Genomic DNA, 17,824 nt, shown 5'->3' on the forward strand with positions numbered 1-17,824 from the left:
CGTCTACAAACTGTTTACGTCGCTCCTCGCATGAGGAGCGTGGATTGAAATCATTACAGTAAGTGCGCCTGAAGCCTTATCCATCGCGTCGCTCCTCGCATGAGGAGCGTGGATTGAAATTTGAAGAGATGAATCAACATCTTAAAGAGCTGAAGTCGCTCCTCGCATGAGGAGCGTGGATTGAAATGATGGTATCCATAAATGGTAAATGACAACTTGAGGTCGCTCCTCGCATGAGGAGCGTGGATTGAAATCTGCTGACGAATCGGTGGAATTGACGCCATCTGAAGTCGCTCCTCGCATGAGGAGCGTGGATTGAAATTTTAGCGAAATGCACTAGAGGAAGAATGGTATAGTCGCTCCTCGCATGAGGAGCGTGGATTGAAATGCTGCCATTGAAGGGCAGGAGTCAGGGGGAGATGTCGCTCCTCGCATGAGGAGCGTGGATTGAAATCATTTGATATTATCATTATTTATCATTTTGTAAAGTCGCTCCTCGCATGAGGAGCGTGGATTGAAATGTGTGATTGTGAACGAATTTGAAGCATATAATTGTCGCTCCTCGCATGAGGAGCGTGGATTGAAATCATTGCTTGTTGCATGGAATCCTCTGCGTTTTTCGTCGCTCCTCGCATGAGGAGCGTGGATTGAAATATCCTGTCGGCCGTCTTGAGCGAGATCACGCCTCGTCGCTCCTCGCATGAGGAGCGTGGATTGAAATTTTGGCAATCCGAAGCACCGCAAGACGAAGGGCAAGTCGCTCCTCGCATGAGGAGCGTGGATTGAAATTCAACAAAAAGGACCTCGCCGCATTCGCCCGCCTGGGTCGCTCCTCGCATGAGGAGCGTGGATTGAAATGGTCCCAGGAGTGGCGCACCTTCCAGCTCTTGACGTCGCTCCTCGCATGAGGAGCGTGGATTGAAATAAAGAGGGTATGGTCTGCCACCGCGGCGTCGTCTTGTCGCTCCTCGCATGAGGAGCGTGGATTGAAATTGCGCTTACTTGCGCTTTGTCTTCTCGATCCGCGTCGCTCCTCGCATGAGGAGCGTGGATTGAAATCTCAATAAATCCCGTGGATGGATGATGAGTAACGTCGCTCCTCGCATGAGGAGCGTGGATTGAAATCTATTGATTGTCGATGGAGGAACAAAGGAATGTTTGTCGCTCCTCGCATGAGGAGCGTGGATTGAAATAATGAGATACGTTGTCATATTATGTTGTCATCAGGGTCGCTCCTCGCATGAGGAGCGTGGATTGAAATCTAGTGAGTTTGCACAGGCAATCGTTGAGTTAAGTCGCTCCTCGCATGAGGAGCGTGGATTGAAATAACGCTGGAGTATCGCCCAAGGGGAAAACAATGTGTCGCTCCTCGCATGAGGAGCGTGGATTGAAATCAGATGTCCTCTGTGGTGTGGCATCGTCTGTCCAGTCGCTCCTCGCATGAGGAGCGTGGATTGAAATCGTTGAAGGACAAGGTTTTGCAATTTGGGCGATGGTCGCTCCTCGCATGAGGAGCGTGGATTGAAATCCGTTCGCGGCGGATAGTATCTGGGCACGTGCGGCGTCGCTCCTCGCATGAGGAGCGTGGATTGAAATTTGTGCGTCCGTGTCTCCCTCATAGGCGGCTGTGGTCGCTCCTCGCATGAGGAGCGTGGATTGAAATGACATGGCCGTCAAGCTCATGCATGACTACTACAGTCGCTCCTCGCATGAGGAGCGTGGATTGAAATAACAAGAATCAGGAAGCGGCGAACAATGCGTACAAGTCGCTCCTCGCATGAGGAGCGTGGATTGAAATATCAACGAATCCGGCCTCTACAGCCTCGTACTTTCGTCGCTCCTCGCATGAGGAGCGTGGATTGAAATCGTGGCATCTTGAAAAAAATCATGATCCTGCTTCTGTCGCTCCTCGCATGAGGAGCGTGGATTGAAATAAGGCGTCCCTCTGGGAAGGAGACGAGGTGCCGGCGTCGCTCCTCGCATGAGGAGCGTGGATTGAAATTTGAAAAAATAGAGCTTCTAAAGAAATCATGTGAGTCGCTCCTCGCATGAGGAGCGTGGATTGAAATCGCGCTATAGAAATGCGGTGTATATACTGCGGCGGTCGCTCCTCGCATGAGGAGCGTGGATTGAAATACCCTCTGTTGCCATTTGGCGAAAGGCGCCCGGGTCGCTCCTCGCATGAGGAGCGTGGATTGAAATGCACTCTACTACTTCCAAACGCACAACGCGACCGTCGCTCCTCGCATGAGGAGCGTGGATTGAAATATGTCGCTCCACTCGTCGAAGCGTGACCACTGACGTCGCTCCTCGCATGAGGAGCGTGGATTGAAATTCGATGACGTCCGCGCCGATCGCGTCGATATCATGTCGCTCCTCGCATGAGGAGCGTGGATTGAAATATTTGAAGAACGCCATTGCTCTACATCTGAGGCATCATCAGTTTGTGTGGAGAAATTCCCAGCCTGCTAAGTAGCTTCATAATCCCATGGTAACCTTACATCAATGTCGGAGCAGCGGAGCATAATCATATCAATCATGTTGTCTATATTACGAAATCCGTAGGCCATGTAAACGGATAGCTTGATTTTCCGATTGGTCGCCTCCAGTACGGCGTTGGACAGATGATGCTCCATTGTTGCCAGTATGGCATCGTAGTGACGGCGTATTTTCCGTTGGAGCTCGACAAACACATTGATGCGACAGTGCTGAGCCCATTTAATCCATCCGTCCAGTTCTTTCTTGGCGATAGCGACATTCTCGCACTGGAAAACAAGACGGAGTTTCTCTTTTAGCAGATAGGCACGATACAGCCGCTTGTCAGCCTTGGCAATGAATTCAAGCTGAGCTTGCTGTTTCTTGGTGAGATGCTCCGGAGCCTTTCCCAGAGCAAACCGAGAGCCTTTCAAGTCTTTGGCTGTGGTATCTTTCTTGGGACGACCGCGTTTCTTCGGAGTCTTATCTGCTGGATTCCTCAAGGCATCACGCCATGCTAAACGACGCACCTCGTCAAGGGCTTCAGTAGCCCACTGTACAACGTGGAACGGGTCAATGCATCGCTTGGCTACCGGACAAAAATCGTTGATGCATGCCTGAATCCATTTGGCACCATCACCAGATACAAGCTGTATATTGGCCAGTTGTTCTTTGCTCAGCAGCTTGAAGAACTTGGTGAAAATGGTCTTGCCATGTCCTTCATGAGCCCAGATAACCTTACCTGTGTCATGATTGATGACCACCGTTATGTACTTGTGTCCCTTCTTGTAGCTGGTTTCGTCAACGCCTATGCGGACAAGTCCCACGAAGTGTGCGGCTGGATTTGCATCAAGTTCAGCCCGCATCCTGCTAATGATAGAGCCGATGGTATTCCAAGAAATCCTGAGCAAAGAGGCAACAGCGGTTTTCGTGCAGGACAAGGAGAGCCAAGTGGCCAGCTCCTCAAATTCCTTTGTAAAACGGGACTTATGCCTTGCCCAAGGAACAGATGCCGTAACGACCCCATGTTTGGGGCACATGACACGATGTATATCTGCTACAATATAGACTTTGTGGGTATTCCAGTCGCAAGCCCGCCAAGAACGGGTGCCACCGCGGCCATTGTCATAGTGGACAGATTTTCTGCCACATATGCCGCAACGGCATTGTTCGTCTTTGGTAGGATGTGCCTTGATGACAATTGTTCCATCTGGCAAAATTTTCATGTCATCTATAGCGGTATGCTTGACATTTAGGATTGATTTGAGTATCTTTTTGGTGAGCATACATTTCCCCCGTACGATGTGTTTTTTAGCCGAAAATATCGTACAGGAAAATGTATGCTTTTTCAATGGTCATAAGGGATGGGAAGAGTTAGTTCCCCACACATTCTGATGGAGTGCCCTACATCTTCCCTACGTCGCTCCTCGCATGAGGAGCGTGGATTGAAATACGAATGACTACGACAACAAGCTGCTTCTCATCGCGTCGCTCCTCGCATGAGGAGCGTGGATTGAAATATATCATCTTTGCTCTCAAGTTGTAGCTTCCCGGTCGCTCCTCGCATGAGGAGCGTGGATTGAAATCCACTCAGCATACGGTGATAATGTCCCACCCTTGTCGCTCCTCGCATGAGGAGCGTGGATTGAAATTATGTAAACCTAAGTCTGCTCGATGGGACTTGCAGTCGCTCCTCGCATGAGGAGCGTGGATTGAAATAAATCCGTGGACAGAGTCACCGACCGTCATCGTCACGTCGCTCCTCGCATGAGGAGCGTGGATTGAAATCTAGGGGATAAGCCCATCTTCCAGCTTACCTACCAGTCGCTCCTCGCATGAGGAGCGTGGATTGAAATTCTTGCACGTACTGGCGGAATGCATCGCCATAGGTCGCTCCTCGCATGAGGAGCGTGGATTGAAATTAAGGGCTCGACGAATGATGAGCTTAGGAGCAAAGGTCGCTCCTCGCATGAGGAGCGTGGATTGAAATGACACGGCTGACGACAACCTCGAAAACAACAAGGGTCGCTCCTCGCATGAGGAGCGTGGATTGAAATGCTCGATCGCACGGCCGGACGAGCTTGACGGGATAGTCGCTCCTCGCATGAGGAGCGTGGATTGAAATCGTATGGCAACGCTGCACGTCGTCGGGGATTCCCCGGTCGCTCCTCGCATGAGGAGCGTGGATTGAAATTTGCGAGCAACCTGCGACTGCGTAAGCAGGCGCTGGTCGTTCCTCGCATGAGGAGCGTGGATTGAAATCTCGAGCTTGGCAAACGCCATGTCGAACTCGTGTCGCTCCTCGCATGAGGAGCGTGGATTGAAATAATGCAGCACCTCAGCAGACGGCGACGACGCCCGCGTCGCTCCTCGCATGAGGAGCGTGGATTGAAATTTGCACATCGAGGTGAGCTTTTAGAGCAGGCAGCCGTCGCTCCTCGCATGAGGAGCGTGGATTGAAATATGCGCCCGGCGGCCGAGGCGGGAAAGCCAAAGATGTCGCTCCTCGCATGAGGAGCGTGGATTGAAATTCTGCGGATTAAGTGAGGTGATTATTATGAAAATCGTCGCTCCTCGCATGAGGAGCGTGGATTGAAATGACTTTGATGACGGGACGCGCCCGCGCCGTGGCAGTCGCTCCTCGCATGAGGAGCGTGGATTGAAATAATCAGGTGCTTTTCCCAGATTTTCGCGCCCTCGTCGCTCCTCGCATGAGGAGCGTGGATTGAAATATTGTCGGGACAAGACGTTCTGCTTGCATCGCCGTCGCTCCTCGCATGAGGAGCGTGGATTGAAATTTTACGCTTCCCGCGCGCTCTTTGCGAACTCTCGTCGCTCCTCGCATGAGGAGCGTGGATTGAAATACGGCAATGTTGCACGATTGTCGCGCAAGTCTGGTCGCTCCTCGCATGAGGAGCGTGGATTGAAATCCCCTCCTCATCGCATTGATTCTGCTGGCACGGCAGGTCGCTCCTCGCATGAGGAGCGTGGATTGAAATTACAAGACGGTCGTAAAGATACATTGCTGCCTTGGTCGCTCCTCGCATGAGGAGCGTGGATTGAAATTTGATCTGCCGCCCGTCAACCTTCTGGCCTTTGCGTCGCTCCTCGCATGAGGAGCGTGGATTGAAATTGGCTCGCCGATCACAAGATCAAGAAGGTCTAGTCGCTCCTCGCATGAGGAGCGTGGATTGAAATGAAATTCGTGGGCGGGTGCGCTCGACACCTTGTCGCTCCTCGCATGAGGAGCGTGGATTGAAATTTAGCAGGATTGCCGAAATGATCGGCTATAAATCGTCGCTCCTCGCATGAGGAGCGTGGATTGAAATGAAGAGTGGAGCGACATGAAGGTCAGCAAATGGGATGGTCGCTCCTCGCATGAGGAGCGTGGATTGAAATCTGCAGGCCTATTGGCAGGCGATGGACTGAGTCTTAAGAGCATTGAAAAAGGCTGCAGCCGGGATGATGTTGCATCCTGGCCGCAGCCTTTTTATGCGTTATTTTAAAGTTGATTGGATTTACGGTTTATTTTTTGTTGCCGTCTGCCTTTGCTGATGTGTCTTTTTCATCGGCGGTCGGTTGTTCTTCGCGCGTCACGAGGATCTTGTCGATGCGGGCGCGGTCCATGTCGACGACTTCAAAGGTGAAGCCGTTCCACTCGCATTTTTCGGCGACTTTCGGGATGTAGCCGAAGTAGGAGGTCAAAAAGCCGCCCATCGTCTGGTAGTGGTCGTGGTCTTCGTCGGGAAGTTCGGCGATGTCGAAGCGCTCTTTGAAGTCATCGATGGAGCAGAGGCCGTCGACGTACCATGAGTGCTCATCGCGCGGCGTGAACTGGATGGGGTCGGGCTCGACATTTGACATGGAGTCGCCAATGATCTCCTGCAGGATGTCGTTCATGGTGATGAAGCCGATGACGCCGCCGTATTCGTCGAGGACCATGGCTTCGTGGATGCCCGTGTCGCGGAATTTCGCGAGGACGCGGAAGGTCTCCATCGAGCGCGGCACGAACATGGGCTTGCGGATGTACTGCGCGAGGTCAAGCGATTTGCGCTCGAGCGAGGCATTCAAGAGGTCCTTGGCGTAGAGTACGCCGCAGAAATCGTCGAGGTTCTCGCGGCCAACGGGGAAGACATTCTGCGGATGCTCGCGGATGATGCGCAGGTTGTGGCGCAGGGAATCTGTCAGATCGAGCCAGAGCATCTGCGTGCGCGGCGTCATCAGGGAGTAGGCCGTCTGGTCGCTCATGTGGAAGATGCGGTCGACCATGGCCTGCTCGGACTTCTCGAAGGTGCCGTCTTCTGTGCCTTGTTCGATGAGGTCCTTGACCTCGTCCTCTGTAACGGTGTCCTCGATGTTCGGGTTGATGCCGAGCAGCAGCAGGACGCCGCTCGCGGAGCTGGACAGGAAGCGGATGAACGGCCGTGCGAGATGCGTGAGTCTTGCGACGATGCGGTGATACTTCATGAGTATGCGCTCAGGATTCTGTGCGGCTTTCTTCTTCGGCAGGAATTCGCTGAAGAGCAGGGCGATGTACGTCACGACGACGATGCTCAGAATCATCGCGATGAGCGTGGCATGCGGCAGGAACGAGATGAAGGTGGCGAGGTACGGCGCAATGAACGCACCCGTACAGATTCCCATTAGGATACCCGTCAGCGTGATGCCGACCTGGACGAGGGAAAGCGGCGCTTCTGCGTTCTCGAGCAAACCGAGTGCCGCCTCTGCGTCGCGGTTGCCATCTTCAGCGAGCTTCTCGAGGCGGCCGCGGTGGCTTTCCGTCAGCGCCGTCTCAATCAGGGAGAAGAAGGCATTGGCAAACAGCAGTAACAAGAGTAAGACGAGCAGTAGGCCCGCGTCAGTATTGTCCAAAAATGATACACATCCTTTTATCTGCATGAAATATAGTGTAAACTGTGTTCTTTATAATATAGCATAACTATGGTGCTTTGTCACATCTGGCGGAGCAGGAGCAGAAGACTCAGTCATCATACCAAGGGCCATTGCCGATGATGATGCCACCGTGCAGCGTCACAGGCGTGGAGCTGCCGACTTTTGTCGGCATGCGCGTCGTGATCTTGTAAGGCGTATCGACGAGCCAGGCCGTGACGAGCACACCGTCGTCCTTGATCTTGCGGTAAGCCTTGCGGTCGAGCTCTGCTGTGTAGACTTCACTCTTGTGGGCGGCGACGGTGGAGCTCGTCACGGCTTGCGTGAAGGCCATGCCGTCCGACCACTTGTAGAGTGTCTTGCCGTTCTTGTCGAGGATGGCGAAGTCGTAGACCTGGCCGTCGCGATGCGCGATGGAATAGTCGCTGTCACCGTCATTCGTGACTTTGAGCTCCATGACGAGGCGGCCGTGCTTTTCCTCGACCGTCAGCTCCTCGACAATCTTATCGAAGCTGAAGGCGGCATATGACGGCACAATCTCGCTGCTGTGCGAGCCCGAGGTCGGGAACGAGACGCCGATGCCTGTGCCAAAGGATGCCGAAGCCACCGGTATGGAGGAAAAGGAGATGGCGCCGACTGCAAGGGCGAGCGCGGGGATGAGGGTATATTTCTTCATGATGATCACTCCTGATTCTGTCGTTTTAAATCTGGTATCATTAGTTCTATTGTACCATGATATGCTATAATGGATATGAGATTTTTTGTTCGGAGGAATCGAAACACATGGATAAAGAAACAAGAAATGACCTGCCGGGAATCCAGTGGTTCCCTGGCCATATGAAAAAGGCGCAGCGGTTGATCGAGGAGAATCTGAAGCTCGTCGATGTCGTCATCGAGCTGCTCGATGCGCGCATCCCGGCGAGCAGCGCCAACCCGATGCTGGCGGAGATCATCAAGGAGAAGCCGCGCCTTATCGCGCTCAACAAGTCGGACCTCGCGGATTCGGCGAGCACGAAGCGCTGGCTCGCGTATTTCCGTGCGCAGGGCATCCCGGCTGTCGCCATTGACTCGGTCAAGGGACGCGGCATGAAGCAGCTTGTCGCGAAGGCGGAGGAACTCGCGCGACCGAAGACGGACCGCTTCGTCAAGAACGGCGGTCGGCCGCGCGCGGCGCGCTGCATGATCCTCGGCATCCCGAACGTCGGCAAGTCGTCCCTCATCAACCGCCTGGCCGGCGCGGTCAAGGCGAAGGCAGCCGATAAGCCGGGTGTCACGCGCGCGAAGCAGTGGATCAAGATCGGCGCTGCGCTCGACCTGCTCGACACGCCGGGCATCCTCTGGCCGAAGTTCGAAGATCAGACGGTCGGACTGAAGCTTGCGTTCACGGGTGCCATCAACGACGATATCTACGACCGCGAGCAGGTCACGGCGCTCCTGCTCTCTGTCATGCGCCGCGATTATCCGGAGCGCCTGCAGGAGCGCTTCAAGTTCAAGGAGGATATGCCGGAAGATGGCATCGAGCTTTTAGAGGCCATCGGCCGCAGGCGCGGCTGCCTCGTCAAGGGCGGCGTCATCGACCTCGAGAAGGCGCAGAACATCGTCCTGACAGAGTTCCGCAGCGGCAAGCTCGGTCTCGTCACGCTCGATGAGGTCCCCCAGTCTGCCTCGACGGAAGCTGCTGATGAGAAGCGGGGGGATAAGGAATGAAGGCCGTCGCAGACTGCACGATAAAGGAACTCGAGGCGGCCTTTTCCGCTGGCGCGGTCAGCGAGGAATTCCTCGCCGCCTGCCGCGCGGATACGCGCAAGGCTGCGGCCCGCCTCGTGCGCCGCTACGAGAAGGCACAGGCGGAGCACGAACGATTGCTGAAGCTCTACGCCTACGAGCATTCGGCTTGGGCGCGCGGCCACGAGATCGTGGCGGGCGTCGACGAGGCGGGCCGCGGTCCGCTCGCCGGTCCTGTCTCGGTGGCGGCCGTCATCCTGCCGCACGACCTCTGCTTGCCGAAGCTCAATGACTCGAAGAAGATCTCGGCCAAGGTCCGCGAGGAGCTCTTCGATGAGATCCAGGAGAAGGCTATCGCCGTCGGCACGGCGCTCATTGACGCGCAGACAATCGATCGCGTCAACATCTACCAGGCGACGATCAACGGCATGTACGAGGCTATCTTCTCGCTGCGGCCGGAGCCGCAGGAAGTCCTCATCGATGCCGTGCCGCTCGACAGGCTGCCGATGCCCTCAGAGTCCATCATCAAGGGCGACGCGAAGTCCGCTTCGATAGCGGCGGCCTCAATCATCGCCAAGGTCACGCGTGACCGCCTCATGGACGAGTACGACAAGGTCTATCCGGAGTACGGCTTCGCGCAGCACAAGGGCTACGGCACGGCGCAGCACATCGAGGCGCTCAAGAAGTACGGTCCGTGCCCGATTCACCGCCGCTCCTTCGAGCCAGTACGTTCGCTCTCCTACGACTTCGACGGAATCTGACTGCAGGTATCGGACTGCTTTGCAGGATGCTTGACTCTTTCTCGCTCAGCCCCTATAATAAAACTATACGAATCGTTTGAAAATTATAGGGAATGTGGAGAGAATCATGGACACGACGAAACTTGGCCGTCAGGGCGAAGAGGCCGCGGCCGTCTTTCTCAAGGAGGCTGGCTACGAGATTCTTGCGCGCAATTTTCGCACGCCGCGCGGTGAGATTGACATCGTGGCGGCCTGTGGGGAGACATTGGCCTTTATTGAAGTCAAGACGCGGCGCACGAGGCGCTTCGGTCGGCCAGCAGCCGCTGTCGATTACCGGAAACAACAGAAAATCATCCAGTCTGCGCGCTGGTTCTTGCGGCAGAGACATCTCGACGGTTGTCTCTGTCGTTTTGATGTCATTGAGGTCTGCGTCGCAGGGGAGCGCTGGGAAATCCATCACCTGCCCGGCGCGTTTGAGACGTGAGCGTTTTGCAGGCTGCCTGCCTTCTCGAGCGGAAAAGCGGAACGGCAGGCGAGTCGTAGAGATTGGGGGGATTGCGATTGTTTGCAAGATCATTTGGCGGCACGACGATGGGCGTCGACGGGCTCATCATCGCCGTGGAAGTCGATTCGGCGGCGGGACTGCCTGCCTTTGATATCGTTGGGCTGCCAGACACGGCGGTGCGTGAGTCGAAGGAGCGCGTGCGCACGGCCATCCGCAACTCCGGCATTCAGCTGCGTCAGGAGAAGGTCACGATAAATCTCGCGCCGGCCGGCATCCGCAAGGACAGTCCCGGCCTCGACCTGCCAATCGCCATCGGCCTCCTCGCAGCGTACGGCGTTGTGCCGCAGGACTCAATCAAGACGTCGTTCTTTGCAGCAGAGCTCTCCTTGGAAGGGGAGTGCCGCGCAGTGCACGGCATCTTGCCCATGGTTATCGCCGCGCGAGAGAAGGGGCTGACGTCCGTCTTTGTTGCGCGCGGCAATGCCAACGAGGCGCTGCTCGTCGAGGGCATCACGGTCTATGTGCTCGACCGGCTCAATGAGGTCGTGCAGTTCCTCAATGGGCAGGAAGCGCTTGCACCGGCTGTGCCGTCGGAGGCAGAGGAGCGGCCTGTACTCTGCGATGACTTCGCTGATGTGCAGGGGCAGTTCCAGGCAAAAAGGGCGCTCGAGATTGCGGCGGCGGGCGGTCACAACCTGCTGATGATCGGCGTGCCGGGCTCCGGCAAGACGATGCTCGCACGCCGTTTGAGTTCCATCCTGCCGCGCCTCTCGCGCGAGGAGGCGCTCGAGGTCACGAAAATCTACAGCATCGCGGGTCTTTTGCCGCAGGGCGGCGGCCTTGTGCAGGAGCGCCCGTTCCGCAGCCCGCACCACACGACGTCGATGGTCGCGATGATCGGCGGCGGCAGTGTGCCGCGTCCCGGCGAGGTCACGCTCGCGCATCACGGTGTCTTGTTCCTCGACGAGCTGCCGGAATTTTCCAAGGCGACGCTCGAGGTACTGCGCCAGCCGTTGGAGGACAGGGCGGTGACGATCTCACGCGTCCACGCGACGCTGACGTTCCCGTCGAGCATGATCCTGATCTGCGCGATGAATCCCTGTCCGTGCGGCTACTACGGCGATGAGTCGGGCGGCCGGACGTGTGAGTGCACGCCGAGCGAGATCCGCCGCTACACGCGCAAGATATCAGGGCCGCTGCTCGACCGCATCGACATCCACATCCGCGTGCCGCGCGTCGCCTATCAGGAACTGACCTCGAAGCGGCGCGCTGAGTCGTCTGAGACGATACGAGGCCGCGTGGAGCAGGCAAGGCAGCGCCAGCTCGCGCGCCTGCATCCGTTTGGCCGCTTCTGCAATGCCCAGATGAACCACACCATCCTGCAGCGTGTGTGTCCGCTCACGGACGAGGCACAGTCGCTTTTAGAGCTGGCCTTCCGCCGCATGAACTTATCGGCCCGCTCTTACGACAGGATCATCAAGGTCGCGCGCACGATCGCGGACCTCGACGGGGCACCGGAGAAGATTGCAGCCAAGCACATCGCCGAGGCCGTCCAGCTGCGCAGCGACATCGGCCTTTCGGTGGAGTGAACGGCAGAGCGATAGCGAAGCAGCTCCTTTGACCAGATGGCAGGCGACAGGATATAATGGAAGGCATCACGATTCAGACACAATCCAGAAGACAGGATCCAGAAAGGAAGAAAAGAGACGGATGAAGACAGCCGATGTTTTTGTGAATATCCCCGTCAAGAGCATTGCGCGGGCCTATACGTACCGCGTGCCGCAGGAGCTCCAGCAAATCAAGGCGGGCTGGCGCGTATTCGTGCCGTTCGGCAGCCGCAAGGTCGAGGGCTTTGTCGTCGAGACGCATGAGCTCGCAGAAGCGCCGGAGAAGATCAAGCTCAAGGACATCATCGCCGCCGTCGATGAGGAGTGCTGGTTCTCGCCGCAGATGATCGAGATCGCGCGCTGGCTCTCGGAGTTCTATCTCTGCTCGCTGGCTGAGATCATGCGGCTCTTCATGCCGGGAAAGAGCGGCCTGCGCATCACGGTGCTTTACGAAGCGGACGAGAGCCAGCAGGACCACATGCTGCTCGCGATGCCGGGCTGCCGCGCTATCTACGACTATTTGCGCCGCGAGGGGCCGCAGAAGAAGGCAGCGATTGCCAAGGCGCTGCCGGAGTGGCAAGCGGATGTGGCTGACTTTCTCGAGAAGATGCAGAAGTACCACATCGTCCGCAAGGTCTACGAGGCGCAGAAGCGTGACGCGGCCCAGTACGAGAAATTCGTCGCGCTCTGCGGTGAGGTCACGCCGCAGCTCCTGGAAGACTATCGGCGCAAGAAGGCGCAGGTGCATCTTTTGAACCTCTTGCAGCAGACGCCGGAGATTCCGCTCGCGTCGCTGAAGGCGCAGCACGTCAGTCTGGCGACTGTCCACAATCTGGAGGCAGCTGGTCTCGCCGCCATCCGCCGCCGCCGCGTGTTGCGCGACAGCTACCGCGACGCCAAGGCGACGCGCAGCGCGATTGAGCTGACGGATGACCAGCGCCAGGTCGTCGCACGTGTCTATCCGGCCATCGATGCGGCGCGCTACCAGGGCTTCCTGCTGAAGGGCGTCACGGGCAGCGGTAAGACACAGGTCTACATCGAGCTCGCCGAGCGCGTGCGCGCGGCCGGCCGCCGCGTCATCGTGCTTGTGCCGGAAATCGCGCTGACGGGACAGGTCGTCATGGCCTTCAAGGCGTACTTTCCCGATGATCTCGTCGTCATGCACAGCCGCCTGAGCCTCGCGGAGCGCAACGACGCCATCCTGCGCGTGCGCCGCAATGAGGCGGGCATCATCATCGGTGCGCGCTCGGCGCTCTTCACGCCGACCGATGACATCGGCCTCGTCATCCTCGACGAGGAACAAGACATGAGCTACAAGCAGGACGAGTCGCCGCGCTATCACGCGCGCGTCGTCGCCGAGAAGATTGCGCGCGTCCACGGGGCCGTGCTGCTCCTGGGCAGTGCGACACCGTCGCTCGAGTCGTACTTCCGCGCGGCACAGGGGGAGCTCACGCTGCTCGTCATGCCGCGGCGCATCGGCGACATCCCGCTGCCCATCATCCATTGCGTCGACATGCGCGAGGAGCTGCGCATGGGCAACCGCCACATCATCTCGCGCTCGCTGCAGGAGCTCATCGAGCACACCATCGCGCAGCACCAGCAGGTCATCATCATGCTCAACCGGCGCGGCTTCTCGACGTTTGTCATGTGCCGCTCGTGTGGCGAGGTCATCCGCTGCCGCCACTGCGGCCTGCCGCTCGTCTACCACCGCAGCGGTCAGCTCAAGTGCCATCACTGCGATGTGCAGGAGCCAGTGCCCGATGTCTGTCCGAAGTGCGGCAGCCGCTACATCAAGTACTTCGGCTCGGGCACGGAGAAGCTCGAGCAGGAACTGCGGCAGCTCGTGCCGTCCGCGCGCGTCATCCGCATGGACCGCGATACGACGACGACGAAATTCGCCCATCAGGAGATCCTCGAGAGTTTCCGGCGCGGCGAGTACGACATCCTGCTCGGCACACAGATGGTCGCCAAGGGGCACGATATCCCAAATGTCACGGCCGTCGGTATCATCAGTGCCGACTCAAGCCTCAACATGCCGGATTTCCGCGCGGCAGAGCGCTGCTTCATGCTGATCACGCAGACGGCGGGGCGCGCCGGGCGTCACGAGACGCGCGGCCAGGTCGTCATTCAGACCTACAATCCCACGCACTACGCCGTGACCTGCGGCATCCGGCAGGACTACGAGGGCTTCTTTCACAAGGAGATTGCCCTCCGTCAGGAACTCTTCTACCCGCCATACAGCCGCCTCGTCAAGCTGCTCTACCAGGACGCGTCGGAGGAGAAGGCGAGGGCGAATGCCACCGCGCTCGTCAAGGCGTTCGAGCTCGCCTTTGCCGGACAAGAGGGCCATCAGGTCATCGGCCCTGCGCCCGCACTCATCGCCTGCTTCCGCGGCGTCTACCGCTTCGTCGTGCTCATCAAGACGGCCGATATTTCAGCCGTGCACGACTTCCTCAAGGAGCAGGGGCTCCACCTGCGCGCCGATGTCGCCATCGACATCGACCCCATCACGATGTTTTGAGCCGCCCTACGCAGGCGGTTCTCTTTTTTGCTGCCCCAGAATGTGCTATAATAAAAAGGTGTTTTTCAGCACGAGCATGAACATGCAATTTGATTTGGATGGTGAAAATATGAAAGTAACGAAAGAAGACCTGGAGAACGTCGCGGTCCTCTCCCGCCTCTCGGTGCCGGAGGGCAAGGCTGAGACCTACATCCAGCAGATGGACTCGATCCTGACGTACATGGACAATCTTTCCAAAGTCGATACGGACAATGTCAAGCCGACGACGTACGCGCTGCCGATGCAGAACGTCTTCCGCGAGGATGTCGTCAAGCCGTCGCTGCCGCGCGAGGAAGCGCTCGCGAATGCGCCGCTGCAGGAAGACGGCTATTTCAAGGTGCCGAAGGTACTTGAGGACTGACGGAGGGAACGATTGTGAGATTATACGATAAACCGGCGCATGTCCTGCACGACATGCTCGTCAATAAGGAAATCACTTCGGTCGAGCTGACGCAGGATGTGCTCAGCCGCATCGATGAGGTCGAGGGCGATGTCGAGGCGTACCTGACGATCACGCGCGCGGAGGCTCTTGCACAGGCAGAGGCCGTCGACAAGAAGATTGCGGCAGGGGAGGAGATTTCCTTCCTCGAGGGCATCCCGGGTGCCATCAAGGACAACATCTGCACGAAGGGCGTCAAGACGACTTGCGCCTCGAAGATCCTCGAGCACTTCGTGCCGCCGTACGATGCGACGGTCATGACGAAGATCAAGGCCGAGAATCCTGTCATCCTCGGCAAGGTTAACATGGATGAGTTCGCCATGGGCGGCTCGACAGAGAACTCCGCCTACCATGTGACGCACAACCCGTGGAACCTCGACTGCGTGCCGGGCGGCTCTTCGGGCGGCAGTGCCGCAGCCGTCGCCGCTGGCACGGCCATCTGGGCACTCGGCTCCGATACGGGCGGATCCATCCGCCAGCCGGCTTCCTTCTGCGGCGTCGTCGGCATGAAGCCGACGTATGGCCGCGTCTCGCGCTACGGCCTCGTCGCCTACGCGTCCTCTCTTGACCAGATCGGCCCCCTGACGCGCGATGTCACCGACTGCGCGCATCTGCTCAACATCATCGCGGGCCACGACGAGATGGACTCCACGTCGAGTGCAGCAGAGGTGCCGGACTACACGAAGTCGCTCGTCGAGGACGTCAAGGGCCTCAAGATCGGCCTGCCGAAGGAGTACTTCGTCGAGGGCATGGATCCGGAGGTCGAGCAGGCTGTCCGCACGGCCATCAAGAAGTACGAGGAACTCGGCGCAGAAGTCGTCGAGATCTCCCTGCCGCACACGGAGTACGCGATCTCTACGTACTACCTCATCGCACCGGCTGAGGCTGCGACGAATCTCGAGCGCTACGATGGTGTCAGCTACGGCGAGCGCGTCGACGGCGAGGACCTCGTCCAGATGATGACGAACACGCGCGATGAGAAGTTCGGCGAGGAAGTCAAGCGCCGCATCATGATCGGCAACTACGCGCTCTCCGCCGGCTACTATGACGCCTACTACCTCAAGGCACTCAAGGTCCGCACGCTCGTCCAGCAGGACTACACGGAAGCCTTCAAGAAAGTCGATGTCATCATGGCGCCGACGGCTCCGACGCCGGCCTTCAAGATCGGCGAGATGATTGCAGACCCGCTGCAGATGTACCTGCAGGATGTCTGCACCGTCCCCTTGAACCTCGCCGGCCTGCCGGGCATCTCCATCCCGTGCGGCAAGAGCAGCAAGGGCCTGCCCATCGGCCTGCAGATCATCGGCAAGCCGCTCGCGGAGGAGACACTGATCCGCACGGCCTACACGTATGAGCAGAGCCAGGACTACCACAAGCAGATGCCTGAGCTGGGAGGGAACCACTGATGAAATACGAAGCAGTCATTGGCCTTGAGATCCACTGCGAGCTCAAGACGAAAACGAAGATCTTCTGCGGCTGTGCTACGGGCTTCGGCGCAGAGCAGAACACGCATGTCTGCCCGGTCTGCCTCGGCCTGCCGGGCGTTCTGCCGACGGTCAACAAGCGCGTCGTCGAGTTCGGCATCAAGGCCGGTCTCGCGACGAACTGCACGATCAACAAGTACAGCAAGTTCGACCGCAAGAACTACTATTACCCGGACCTGCCGAAGAACTGGCAGACGTCCCAGTACGACCTGCCGATCGCTGAGCACGGCTGGGTCGACATCGACGTCGACGGTGAGAAGAAGCGCATCCGCCTGACGCGCATCCACATGGAGGAAGACGCCGGCAAGCTCGTCCACTCCGGCACGACCATCAAAGACTCCGCGACGAGCAACGTCGACTACAACCGCACGGGTGTGCCACTCCTCGAGATCGTCTCCGAGCCAGACCTGCGTTCTGCGGAAGAGGCTCGCGCCTACATGGAGAAGATCAAGGCCATCATGGAGTACATCGACGTCTCGAACTGCCGCATGGAAGAGGGCAACCTGCGCGCCGACATCAACGTCTCCCTGCGCCCGGTCGGCACGAAAGAGCTCGGCACCCGCACGGAGATGAAGAACATCAATTCCTTCAAGAACCTCGAGGACGCCATCAACTACGAGATCGAGCGCCAGGAAGAGGTGCTCGAGGACGGCGGCCACGTCGTCCAGGAGACGCGCACGTTCGACCCGGCCCGCGGCATCACGCTCTCGATGCGCAGCAAAGAGAACGCCCACGACTACCGCTACATGCCGGAGCCGGACCTGCCGCCAATCGTCACGAGTGAGGAGACGATCGAGAAGTACCGCAGCGAGCTGCCGGAACTGCCGGATGCACGCCGCGCCCGCCTCGAGAAAGAGTACGGCCTGTCCGACTACGACGCCGGCATCATCACGAGCTCGCGCGCCATGGCCGAGTACTTTGACGCCGTCGTCGCGACGGGCGCTGACCCGAAGCTCGCGGCCAACTGGATCATGGGCGACCTCGCCAAGAACCTCAACGAGGACGGCATCGACATCACGAAGTCCCCGGTCAGTGCGGAGCGCCTCGGCAAGATGATCGGCCTCATCATGAAGGACACGATCTCCGGCAAGATTGCCAAGAAGGTCTTCAAGGAGATGTGGACGAATGAGGACGAGCCGGAGAAGATCGTCAAGGACAAGGGCCTCGTCCAGATCACGGACACGGGCGCCATCGAGGCAGCTGTCGATGCGGCCATTGCCGCGAATCCGAAAGCTGTCGAAGAGTACAAGGGCGGCAAGAAGAAAGCCATCGGAGCCCTCGTCGGCCAGGTCATGAAGGCCACGCGCGGCAAAGCCAACCCGCAAATGGTCAACAAGATGCTCGCCGAGAAGCTTGCGGACTAAAACAGGATACTGGAAGTACAAAAGCCTTCCCGACC

The 17,824-nt window shown here is 57.9% G+C and carries 11 protein-coding genes and 2 CRISPR repeat arrays; of the genes, 8 read left to right on the forward strand and 3 right to left on the reverse strand.

Annotation, left to right across the window (positions count from 1 at the left end; all coding sequences use genetic code 11):
• The first annotated feature begins 18 nt into the window (after window positions 1-18).
• Window positions 19-2,402: direct repeats of the CRISPR family, unit length 33 nt; unit sequence GTCGCTCCTCGCATGAGGAGCGTGGATTGAAAT.
• A gap of 66 nt (window positions 2,403-2,468) precedes the next feature.
• The 3 genes from QDI87_RS00005 to QDI87_RS00015 all read right to left on the reverse strand — a co-directional run bounded on the left by QDI87_RS00005 (window position 2,469) and on the right by QDI87_RS00015 (window position 8,041).
• A complete protein-coding gene (locus QDI87_RS00005) occupies window positions 2,469-3,761 on the reverse strand; it encodes an ISL3 family transposase (protein ID WP_072003553.1) in 1,293 nt (430 codons plus the stop codon).
• Window positions 3,762-3,894: 133 nt separating this feature from the next.
• Window positions 3,895-5,874: a CRISPR direct-repeat array (repeat unit 33 nt; unit sequence GTCGCTCCTCGCATGAGGAGCGTGGATTGAAAT).
• A gap of 126 nt (window positions 5,875-6,000) precedes the next feature.
• Window positions 6,001-7,347, reverse strand: a complete 1,347-nt coding sequence (locus QDI87_RS00010; RefSeq protein WP_278741857.1) for a hemolysin family protein — start codon at window positions 7,345-7,347, stop codon at window positions 6,001-6,003.
• A 109-nt stretch (window positions 7,348-7,456) separates the two neighbouring features.
• Window positions 7,457-8,041, reverse strand: a complete 585-nt coding sequence (locus QDI87_RS00015; protein WP_278741860.1) for a BsuPI-related putative proteinase inhibitor — start codon at window positions 8,039-8,041, stop codon at window positions 7,457-7,459.
• A gap of 107 nt (window positions 8,042-8,148) precedes the next feature.
• On the opposite strand from QDI87_RS00015, the gene ylqF reads away from it, so the two are divergent.
• The 8 genes from ylqF (at window position 8,149) to gatB (ending at window position 17,789) form a co-directional block, all read left to right on the forward strand.
• The gene (ylqF, locus tag QDI87_RS00020; protein WP_278741862.1) at window positions 8,149-9,072 is read left to right on the forward strand and encodes a ribosome biogenesis GTPase YlqF; all 924 of its coding nucleotides are present in this window, start codon (window positions 8,149-8,151) and stop codon (window positions 9,070-9,072) included.
• Window positions 9,069-9,851 carry a ribonuclease HII gene (locus tag QDI87_RS00025; protein WP_278741865.1) on the forward strand — a complete coding sequence of 261 codons (783 nt, stop codon included), beginning with the start codon at window positions 9,069-9,071 and terminating at the stop codon, window positions 9,849-9,851. The genes ylqF and QDI87_RS00025 overlap by 4 nt, the downstream gene beginning before the upstream one ends.
• A 106-nt stretch (window positions 9,852-9,957) precedes the next feature.
• On the forward strand, window positions 9,958-10,314 hold the full coding sequence (locus QDI87_RS00030; RefSeq protein ID WP_278741866.1) for a YraN family protein: 357 nt from the start codon (window positions 9,958-9,960) through the stop codon (window positions 10,312-10,314).
• A gap of 77 nt (window positions 10,315-10,391) precedes the next feature.
• The gene (locus tag QDI87_RS00035; protein WP_278741868.1) at window positions 10,392-11,924 is read left to right on the forward strand and encodes a YifB family Mg chelatase-like AAA ATPase; all 1,533 of its coding nucleotides are present in this window, start codon (window positions 10,392-10,394) and stop codon (window positions 11,922-11,924) included.
• Between the two features lie 121 nt (window positions 11,925-12,045).
• Window positions 12,046-14,463 (forward strand): primosomal protein N', encoded by a 2,418-nt coding sequence (gene priA, locus QDI87_RS00040; protein WP_278741870.1) that lies wholly within the window; start codon window positions 12,046-12,048, stop codon window positions 14,461-14,463.
• Window positions 14,464-14,572: 109 nt separating this feature from the next.
• On the forward strand, window positions 14,573-14,863 hold the full coding sequence (gene gatC, locus QDI87_RS00045) for an Asp-tRNA(Asn)/Glu-tRNA(Gln) amidotransferase subunit GatC (RefSeq protein WP_036378431.1): 291 nt from the start codon (window positions 14,573-14,575) through the stop codon (window positions 14,861-14,863).
• A gap of 14 nt (window positions 14,864-14,877) precedes the next feature.
• A complete protein-coding gene (gene gatA / locus QDI87_RS00050; protein WP_278741873.1) occupies window positions 14,878-16,347 on the forward strand; it encodes an Asp-tRNA(Asn)/Glu-tRNA(Gln) amidotransferase subunit GatA in 1,470 nt (489 codons plus the stop codon).
• Window positions 16,347-17,789 (forward strand): Asp-tRNA(Asn)/Glu-tRNA(Gln) amidotransferase subunit GatB, encoded by a 1,443-nt coding sequence (gatB, locus tag QDI87_RS00055; protein WP_278741875.1) that lies wholly within the window; start codon window positions 16,347-16,349, stop codon window positions 17,787-17,789. The genes gatA and gatB overlap by 1 nt, the downstream gene beginning before the upstream one ends.
• Window positions 17,790-17,824: the final 35 nt, after the last annotated feature.

Source organism: Mitsuokella jalaludinii (assembly GCF_928722185.1).
Classification (GTDB): domain Bacteria; phylum Bacillota; class Negativicutes; order Selenomonadales; family Selenomonadaceae; genus Mitsuokella; species Mitsuokella jalaludinii.